The following is a 7,520-nucleotide window of genomic DNA, read 5'->3' on the forward strand; positions in this document are numbered from 1 at the left end:
GTCAGGACGCCATCACGCCAGGTCGTGCAGCGATGCGCGCGCGCCATGCATGCAGATGCGGCAGATCGGCGGGAATGGCGATCTTGGCAAAATCGGCGAAACCCAGTCCGACGAATGCGGTGATGTCGGCCATCGAAAAATTCTCGCCGGCGAGGTAAGCCTGGGTGCCCAGGACGCGATCAAAATACCGCATGCCGGCGATGGCGCGGTCACGGCTTTTTTCGCCCCATTCACGGTTCTGGTACAGCTCGATCTTCGCGCCCAGACCCGGGGTGGCGTGGTGAAAATACGTGCCGACGGCATCCATCAATTCGGCTTCGGCACGGCGTTGCATCATCTGGATCACGGCACGCTCTTTGGCCGTGACGCCGGTCAGTGTCGGGGTGCCATCGATGTTGTCGATGTACTCGGTAATGGCGGTGCATTCGGCGATCGTGGTGCCATCATCGAGTTCCAGCACAGGCACGGCGGCGGACGGGTTCTTGGCCACGAATGCGGGCAGCTTGTGCTCTCCGGCAGGGACATTGACCGAGACGAATTCGACCCGGTCGGTCATGCCTTTTTCAGCGAGGGCGATGCGCACGCGGGCGGGATTCGGGAAGCCTTTGAAATCGTAAATCTTCATGGGAGTTTCTCCGTGATGAGGGGGGACTGTATGGGGCTGCATGGGATTGCGGCTGGCGGTATTTTTGCCAGGCCAACGGAGTGTACAAGGATCGTGTGAGGCGCGTATCGGACGGCAATTGCTGCCCGATGCCGCCTTACAGCAGGTCTTCCGGCGCCAGCGGCGCGATCAGCCACAGCCCGAAGGCGAACAAGGCACCGACGTCCGGCTCGCTGGTGTAAATGACTTCGACGCCATCGTCGACGGCCACCCATTCGAGGTCGCCGGTCTTCGCCGACAGGCGCAAGCGATACGAACTTTCATCGTGGTCGGCCTGCATCAGGGTGACCAGTTCACCGGCCAGCGCCGGGCTGTCGATCACCAGTCCCATTTCGGTATTGGTGCGCGCCGAACGGGCATCCAGATTCAGCGAGCCAATGAACAGGCGTCGCCGGTCTACCATCACGACTTTGGCATGCAGGCTGGCGTGGGATGAACCGAACAGGTCGAGATGTCCGCGCTGGCGTGCCCGCACCGGACTGAGTTCGTACAAATGCACGCCCAGCGCCAGCATCTGGCGCCGGTATTTGGCGTAGCCGACATGCACCAGCGGTGCATCGTTGGCCGCCAGCGAATTGGTCAGCACGACCATGCGAATGTGACGGTCGGCAAGACGTTGCATTGCGGCAATACCAACCTTGCCAGGAACGAAATAGGGCGAAATTACCGTCACCTCGGACTGCGCACTTTGCATCAGGCGCACGACGTTGCTGGTGACGGTGTCGTTGCTGCTTTGCTCGGTCAACCCAGCCACCTTGTCGGGCGAATCGGCGACCACGGTGGCACTGGCCCAGGCCAGCGCCAGTTTGCCGCGATCGATTTCGTCTGCCAGGGGCCCGTATCCAAGCGGGTCGGGGACCTCGGTCGCAACCAGCGAATGCGCTTTCTCCGTCTGGGGCGACTGCTCATCGTCACTGAGCCGGAAGCGGGCAAAGGCGCTGATTGGATAGGCATAGTCGCTGTTCCAGAACTGGTCGAACACTACCGAGAGCTGCGGCACGATTGCGCCCGCTGCGAAGACATCGAGATCAATGAAATTGTTGGCCATGCCTTGCATGAAATATTCATTGCCAATGTTGCGCCCGCCGGTGATGGCCATCGCATTGTCGGCAACGAACAACTTGTTGTGCATGCGGTGATTGACCCTGCCGAAGTCGCCGATCGAGGCCAGTGCGCGCGTGAACAGACGGTTGCGTCCGCCGGCAAACGGATTGAACACCCGCACTTCGAGATTCGGATGGGCCGATAGCCGTGCCAGCATCTCATCCCTGCCCTCGGTGGCGATGTCATCGAGCAGGATGCGCACGCGCACACCGCGCAAGGCGGCGGCAAGCACTTCGTGTCCGAGCGCGCGGCCGGCCTCATCGTCATGAAACAGGTAGTACTGCAGGTCGAGCGAACGCTGGGCCCGGCGCGCTAGAGCGACCCGGGTATCGAACGCATAGCCGCCCGTAGGCAACAAACGAAAACCCGACAGTGCATTCGGTGGCAGAGAGGCCTGAACCACCTGGCCGAGCAGCGTGTCCTGCGGCTTGTCGAACGCAACCGACGCAACCCGGTGGTCATTGGCCGGCAGCGCGACACAGCCGGACAGCACGAGCAGCAGCGCCAACGTCGCGAAAAAGGACGGCTTCACGGCACCGCCCTGTCGCCGGTCTGGTGCGCTCTGGCAGTGGTTTTGGCCGCGGCGCGTGGCTTGTCGGCAAACACCGCCTTGCAAGGATCGGTACCGGGATTGGCACCATCCCACAGCGCCGTGCCGACGATGCTCAGGCCACCCGTGACAATCGCCGCACCGAGCCTGCCCAGTGCAGACGGCGTGCCAACCGGATCGAGCTTTATTTGCGGTTTGACCAGCGGGCCGGTGATGCTGACATCACCAGCCAGCGCCGACAGGCCGAGGCTGATCCCGGATCGGGCGCGTACCCGGCCACGCAGATCCAGCGTTTGCTGGCGCAGGTCGATGGCGCCGCCAGTGAGCAACTGGCTGGCCTGGCTGCGCGCACCCACCAGTTGATCAGCACTGGCGCGGCCACGCGCAAAGGCAAGGTTGGCACCGACGCAATCGAGCTGAATCCGGTTTTCGTCACGGACAGAAAAGAGCGGTATCAGACCCGTCAGCAACGCCTCGGCCTCGGCCCCGGTACGGCTGGTGATGACGGCAGGTCCGAGCCGGATACTGACCGGACCGGTGAGCGACGCGGCCATCTCTTTCATCGAGTCGCCGCTGGCATCGACCACCGCGGTGAGCTGGATCGGACCACCCGTCAGCGGCGCGGCATGGCCGGTGGCGACGATCCATTTTTGCAGGGACACGTCGTGCAATTGCAGGTCGAGATGGGCCTGCCGGGATGGCGCCGACAGGGTCAGGTCCGCGCTGGCGTGGCCATCGAGCAGACCGGCCTTGATCGCGCTGACGTGCAGCTGGTCGCCGTCGAGCAGCATGCGGGTGCTGACATTGGTGAGTTCAATGCCGGGACGCGTTTTAAGACTGGCAACCTGCACCTCTGCGGTGCCCTGAAAATCGGTCAATGCCGCCAGCACGCGCCACGGAAACAGATGCGTGCGAAACAGTTCACCGGGCGGTGCCGGCGGCAGCGGCGGACGTCCCGCATCCGTCAAAGTCTGGACCCAGTCCAGACGCGGTATCGACAACTGCGCGTCGACCGTTGGTCTGGCACTGGCCGGATCGAACTGGGCGCTACCGGTGACCTGCAATTTGCCCAATCGACCATCGATGGCCGTGGCGCTGATCTTGCCACCGGACTCGCGCAGGTCGGCGCTCAGTGCAATCGGTGCGATGGTGCGCGAAGGAATATTTAAAAAAGCCAGCAAGTCGTTGGGCCGCTCGGCCTCCAGCCGCACCTTGAAAGCGGCGTTGGTCAGCACCGCCTGCAACGGCATGCGACCGTCCAGCATCAGTCGCGCCGATCCGGTCTGCAGCGTGATCTGACCATTCGACAGCGTGGATAAATCATCGAGCCGGGCCGTGGCGATCAGGTCGCGGTTATCGCGTTTGAGCAGCGCATCGAGTCGCACCGCGCGCCAGCCAGGCTGCGTGTCGAGGTGCAACCGCTCGATGCGGGTGATGCCGTCATCGAAGCGCGCGCTGCGGTAGCGCACCGCGACATTCTGCAGATCCAGCGCGGTCATCCGGCTCAGGTCGGACAGACCGGCGCCGGTGCGGGGTCGCTGAGGCAGGGTCCAGCTATATGTGCCCCGGGCATCGCTGTCGAGGTCGAGTTGTACGCCGCTCGCCGTCAACGTTTGCAGGTGCACCTGCCCCAGCAACAGCGGCCACACGGCCAGTCGTACCGATACCTGCTCGGCCTGCAGCAACAGCGGTGCGCGCGCCCAGGCGGGATTGGCGACAGTCACTTTGCGCACATCGATACCGGGCATCGGCAGCAGGTGCAACTCCAGCGCACCAATGCGGACCTCGCGGCCGCTAGCCTCGGACAGACGTTGTTCGATCGGGCTGATCCAGCGCTGCCCATTGAACAGGAAGTACGCTCCGATGGCGCCGACAATGAGTAGCACCAGCACTGCAATGGCTGCGCGTACTACCAATCGTGAGGTTCTGCGAACTGATTGCATCGGCGTTCTTTAGTGCAAGAAAATGGCAAGTCTAACGTAATGCCGGAGGCATGGTGTCTTCGGGCAACTACCCGGCAATCCTGAAGTCGTCGCCAGGTAAACAACAAATGCCCGAAATACGCAGAGCTGCGTACTTCGGGCACTTTGCTCGCCAGTCAGGCAAGACCGCCAAGCTTACTTGGTTTGGTCCTTGATGAATTCCTTGGCATCGCCCAGACCTTTTTGGGCCTTGCCTTCTACTTGCTTGCCGAGACCCTTGGCTTGCTGTTCCTTGCTACCGGTCAGCTTGCCAACTTCTTCCTGTACCTTGCCTGCGATGTCTTTGGCTTCGCCTTTTAGCTGATCTTTGTTCATGCTGATTCTCCTGAAAATTGGTCAAGTGGCAGGACGTGCGGCACGACGGTACTGATTGCTTGTCTGTGCGCAGGTTGATTCCTGTTGCTGCAAACGATACGGGGACTGCGGCCCCGCTTCTGTGCGCTGCTTCACATACTTGTTCGATTGATAGCACGGCTCTTGACCGGCACGATCGGCGGGTCCTTGATTTCGGGATTCGGATGCGGTGCTGGATCGCCCTCGGGAACCGGCTCGTCGCCGGGCAACGGTTCCTCTTCCGGCACCGGGGCGCGATGGGCATGGACCGGGTGGATGGCAAGTTGAAACATGGTGGGTTCCTTGACAGGCTTGGGGTGACCAGGGCGGGTGATGCAGAACAATGTGAGCGAACCTGAAACCGATTGGTTTGCGTCACCCGTTCATCGGTAAAATACGCTGTCGCGTCGCTTCCCAACGTGCGCTTGCTCACACTTCACCGACATTCATCCCCATGGCCAAACCCAATTCCGATAACCGGTTCACCAACATCGCGATCACGCTGATCCTGCTGTTGCTGGTAGCGGTCTTTGCTGCCCTCTGGTTTTATCGGATACGCACGCCCGTTGCAGATACCCGCGTCAATTACGCCATCGTCGGTCCGCTGGTCATCAGCACGGACGACTATTCGCTGGGCACCCGGATCGCGATACAAACCACCCTGAACGATACTGAATGGGCCGCCAAGAACCAGCCGGCGATGCGTACCCTGATCGAAACCACCCTGCGCTCGGTCGACCCTGAACAGGTCCGTAAATCGGGCGGATTGGCGGCGCTGCAGTTACTGCTTAAGGACATCGTCAATCAGGGGCTGCAAACCAGGAAGGTCGAGCAGATATTGCTCACCGACTTCTTGCTGCAAACCGACGTCTGAGCGCCCCCGCCAACTTCAGGAGAGAGCCATGCAATACCGCCATTACAAAGGCGGCGTCTACACGCTGATCGGCCCGGCCACGCTGGAAGCCGACCTGACGCCGATGATTGTCTACCGTGCCGCGGACGGCTCGCTGTGGATTCGACCGGCTGCAGTGTTCCATGAAATGATCGACATCGACGGGGTGCAGGTGCCGCGTTTTGCACCGATGCCATGACGATGTGCACGCGCTTTTGTTGCCGGGCATTTGGCGCTTCTGCTACAGTCCGGCCATGAAAAAACTGACCTTGGACCGCATCCTGCAATCGCAGGGATTCGGCACCCGCAAATGGTGCCGCCAGCTGATCGACGCCGGCGAAGTATCCGTCGCCGGCGCCGTGATCGACGACTACCGCACTGCCTTTGACACGACCGGATTGACCTTCAGGCTGTTTGACGAAGACTGGGACTTCCACGAGCACGTCTTCCTGGCGCTGCACAAACCACCCAACTTCGAATGCTCGCGCAAGCCCAGCCATCATCCGGGCGTGCTGACGATCCTGCCGGAGCAGTTCACCTGGCGCGACGTGCAACCGGTCGGACGGCTGGACCACGACACTACCGGCTTGTTGCTGATGTCGGACCACGGCCCGTTCATCCATACCCAGTCATCACCGAAATCGCATATCCCGAAAGTATATGTCGCCACCACCGCCGACCCGGTCACACCGGAACTGGTGGCCCTGCTGCTGGCGGGCGTACAGCTCAACGATGAACCGGCACCACTGGCGGCAGTACGCTGCAGCGCAGTCGACAGCCACCGCATCGAAATCGTGCTGGAGCAGGGCAAATACCATCAGGTCAAACGCATGCTGGCAGCCGCTGGCAACCATTGCGCGGCATTACAACGGGTAGCGATCGGGCGACTCACGCTGGCGGGGCTGGGGCTGGAAGAAGGCGAATGGTGCTATCTCGATGCAGCGGAGCTGGCGTTGCTGGTGGCAGGGGAATAGCGCGGAAGTCACGCTCAACGACGCCGCCAGTTGTGCAGATTGGGCTGCGAAGCCAGCCCTTTCAAAGTGGGCGTTGCCTGAAAATTTCACCAAAAAAAACTACCGACTGGTAGTTGCGAAGCCCAACATGCGTCAGGTTGCTTTGCGGGTCGCCACGAGGCGCGGTCTGCGGTCTGCGGTAGCTAAAACGGGTTGCGCTCCGTGGAGCCAAGCCGGGTGCGGCCCGGCAGCCGGTCACTTCTTTTTGCTTCGCTGTTTCGTAGGTTGGGCTGCAAAGCCCAACATGCGTCAGGTTCCTTTGCGGGTCGCCACGACACGCGGTCTGCGGTCTGCGGTAGCTAAAACGGGTTGTGCTCCGTGGAGCCAAGCCGGGTGCGGCCCGGCAGCCGGTCACTTCTTTTTGCTTCGCCAAAAAGCAGTAACCAAGAAAAAGGCGACCGCTAGACCGCTGCCCTGCGGGTTCCCAAATACCGTGCCCGGTCAGGGGGAGGGCCGCAAACTCGCTGCGCTCAGACAGTGCGGCCCTCTTGTCCCCTGCCCGGACACGGTATTTGGCAGCGGCCTTTTATGCGGAATTCAACGTCAAAACCAAGCCCAGCCTTGGTGATTCGATCATGGTTGGGCTCGCTTTGCGCGAGAAAGATGACTTGTAAAAGCCTTGTCGGTTTTGGTTTTGATGTTGGTTTTGACGTTGGTTTTGACGTTGGTTTTGACGTTGGTTTTGACGTTGGTTTTGACGTTGGTTTTGACGTTGGTTTTGACGTTGGTTTTGACGTTGGTTTTGACGTTGGTTTTGACGTTGGTTTTGACGTTGGTTTTGAAGTCGATGTCGATATCGACGAGGAAGCCTTCTCGCGCAAAGCGAGCCTAACCAACGTTCAATCGTCAAGGCTGGGCTTGGTTTTGACCTTGAATTCCGCATAAAAAGATCGCTGCCAAAAACCGGGTACGGCAAGAGGATCAGAAGCCCGCACTGTCTGAGCGTAGCGAGTTTGCGGGCCTCCCTCTTGCCGTACCCGGT

9 protein-coding genes are annotated in these 7,520 nt (G+C 60.9%); 4 read left to right on the forward strand and 5 right to left on the reverse strand.

Annotated elements, in window-relative coordinates; genetic code table 11:
* Position 1: 1 nt before the first annotated feature.
* From ABD720_RS18080 to ABD720_RS18100, 5 genes are all read right to left on the reverse strand, one after another.
* A complete protein-coding gene (locus ABD720_RS18080; protein WP_344765484.1) occupies positions 2 to 625 on the reverse strand; it encodes a glutathione S-transferase family protein in 624 nt (207 codons plus the stop codon).
* A gap of 136 nt (positions 626 to 761) precedes the next feature.
* Positions 762 to 2,300: a phospholipase D family protein gene (locus tag ABD720_RS18085; RefSeq protein ID WP_344765485.1), complete on the reverse strand. Its 1,539-nt coding sequence runs from the start codon at positions 2,298 to 2,300 to the stop codon at positions 762 to 764.
* Positions 2,297 to 4,261 (reverse strand): AsmA family protein, encoded by a 1,965-nt coding sequence (locus tag ABD720_RS18090; RefSeq protein ID WP_344765487.1) that lies wholly within the window; start codon positions 4,259 to 4,261, stop codon positions 2,297 to 2,299. Before ABD720_RS18090 ends, ABD720_RS18085 begins: the two co-directional genes overlap by 4 nt.
* Before the next feature lie 174 nt (positions 4,262 to 4,435).
* Positions 4,436 to 4,615 (reverse strand): CsbD family protein, encoded by a 180-nt coding sequence (locus ABD720_RS18095; RefSeq protein ID WP_344765489.1) that lies wholly within the window; start codon positions 4,613 to 4,615, stop codon positions 4,436 to 4,438.
* Positions 4,616 to 4,746: 131 nt separating this feature from the next.
* Positions 4,747 to 4,926 carry a hypothetical protein gene (locus ABD720_RS18100; protein ID WP_344765491.1) on the reverse strand — a complete coding sequence of 60 codons (180 nt, stop codon included), beginning with the start codon at positions 4,924 to 4,926 and terminating at the stop codon, positions 4,747 to 4,749.
* Positions 4,927 to 5,087: 161 nt separating this feature from the next.
* On the opposite strand from ABD720_RS18100, the gene ABD720_RS18105 reads away from it, so the two are divergent.
* The 4 genes from ABD720_RS18105 (at position 5,088) to ABD720_RS18120 (ending at position 7,423) form a co-directional block, all read left to right on the forward strand.
* Positions 5,088 to 5,507 carry a flagellar basal body-associated FliL family protein gene (locus tag ABD720_RS18105; protein WP_344765493.1) on the forward strand — a complete coding sequence of 140 codons (420 nt, stop codon included), beginning with the start codon at positions 5,088 to 5,090 and terminating at the stop codon, positions 5,505 to 5,507.
* A 28-nt stretch (positions 5,508 to 5,535) separates the two neighbouring features.
* Positions 5,536 to 5,724, forward strand: a complete 189-nt coding sequence (locus ABD720_RS18110; protein ID WP_344765495.1) for a DUF1653 domain-containing protein — start codon at positions 5,536 to 5,538, stop codon at positions 5,722 to 5,724.
* Positions 5,725 to 5,779: 55 nt separating this feature from the next.
* A complete protein-coding gene (locus ABD720_RS18115) occupies positions 5,780 to 6,499 on the forward strand; it encodes a pseudouridine synthase (protein ID WP_344765496.1) in 720 nt (239 codons plus the stop codon).
* Positions 6,500 to 7,141: 642 nt separating this feature from the next.
* Complete coding sequence (locus ABD720_RS18120; RefSeq protein WP_344765497.1) at positions 7,142 to 7,423, forward strand: FliH/SctL family protein; 282 nt, start codon at positions 7,142 to 7,144, stop codon at positions 7,421 to 7,423.
* The last annotated feature ends 97 nt before the right edge of the window (positions 7,424 to 7,520 follow it).

Origin of the sequence: Actimicrobium antarcticum, from assembly GCF_039536745.1 — a bacterium.
Lineage (GTDB): Bacteria > Pseudomonadota > Gammaproteobacteria > Burkholderiales > Burkholderiaceae_D > Actimicrobium > Actimicrobium antarcticum.

What these genes read in the sequence shown, in the direction of transcription:
- ABD720_RS18080 (WP_344765484.1), bottom strand. Translation starts at nt 625, where the DNA reads ATGAAGATTTACGATTTCAAAGGCTTCCCGAATCCCGCCCGCGTGCGC.
- ABD720_RS18090 (WP_344765487.1), bottom strand. Translation starts at nt 4,261, where the DNA reads ATGCAATCAGTTCGCAGAACCTCACGATTGGTAGTACGCGCAGCCATT.
- ABD720_RS18095 (WP_344765489.1), bottom strand. Translation starts at nt 4,615, where the DNA reads ATGAACAAAGATCAGCTAAAAGGCGAAGCCAAAGACATCGCAGGCAAG.
- ABD720_RS18100 (WP_344765491.1), bottom strand. Translation starts at nt 4,926, where the DNA reads ATGTTTCAACTTGCCATCCACCCGGTCCATGCCCATCGCGCCCCGGTG.
- ABD720_RS18105 (WP_344765493.1), top strand. Translation starts at nt 5,088, where the DNA reads ATGGCCAAACCCAATTCCGATAACCGGTTCACCAACATCGCGATCACG.
- ABD720_RS18110 (WP_344765495.1), top strand. Translation starts at nt 5,536, where the DNA reads ATGCAATACCGCCATTACAAAGGCGGCGTCTACACGCTGATCGGCCCG.
- ABD720_RS18115 (WP_344765496.1), top strand. Translation starts at nt 5,780, where the DNA reads ATGAAAAAACTGACCTTGGACCGCATCCTGCAATCGCAGGGATTCGGC.
- ABD720_RS18120 (WP_344765497.1), top strand. Translation starts at nt 7,142, where the DNA reads ATGACTTGTAAAAGCCTTGTCGGTTTTGGTTTTGATGTTGGTTTTGAC.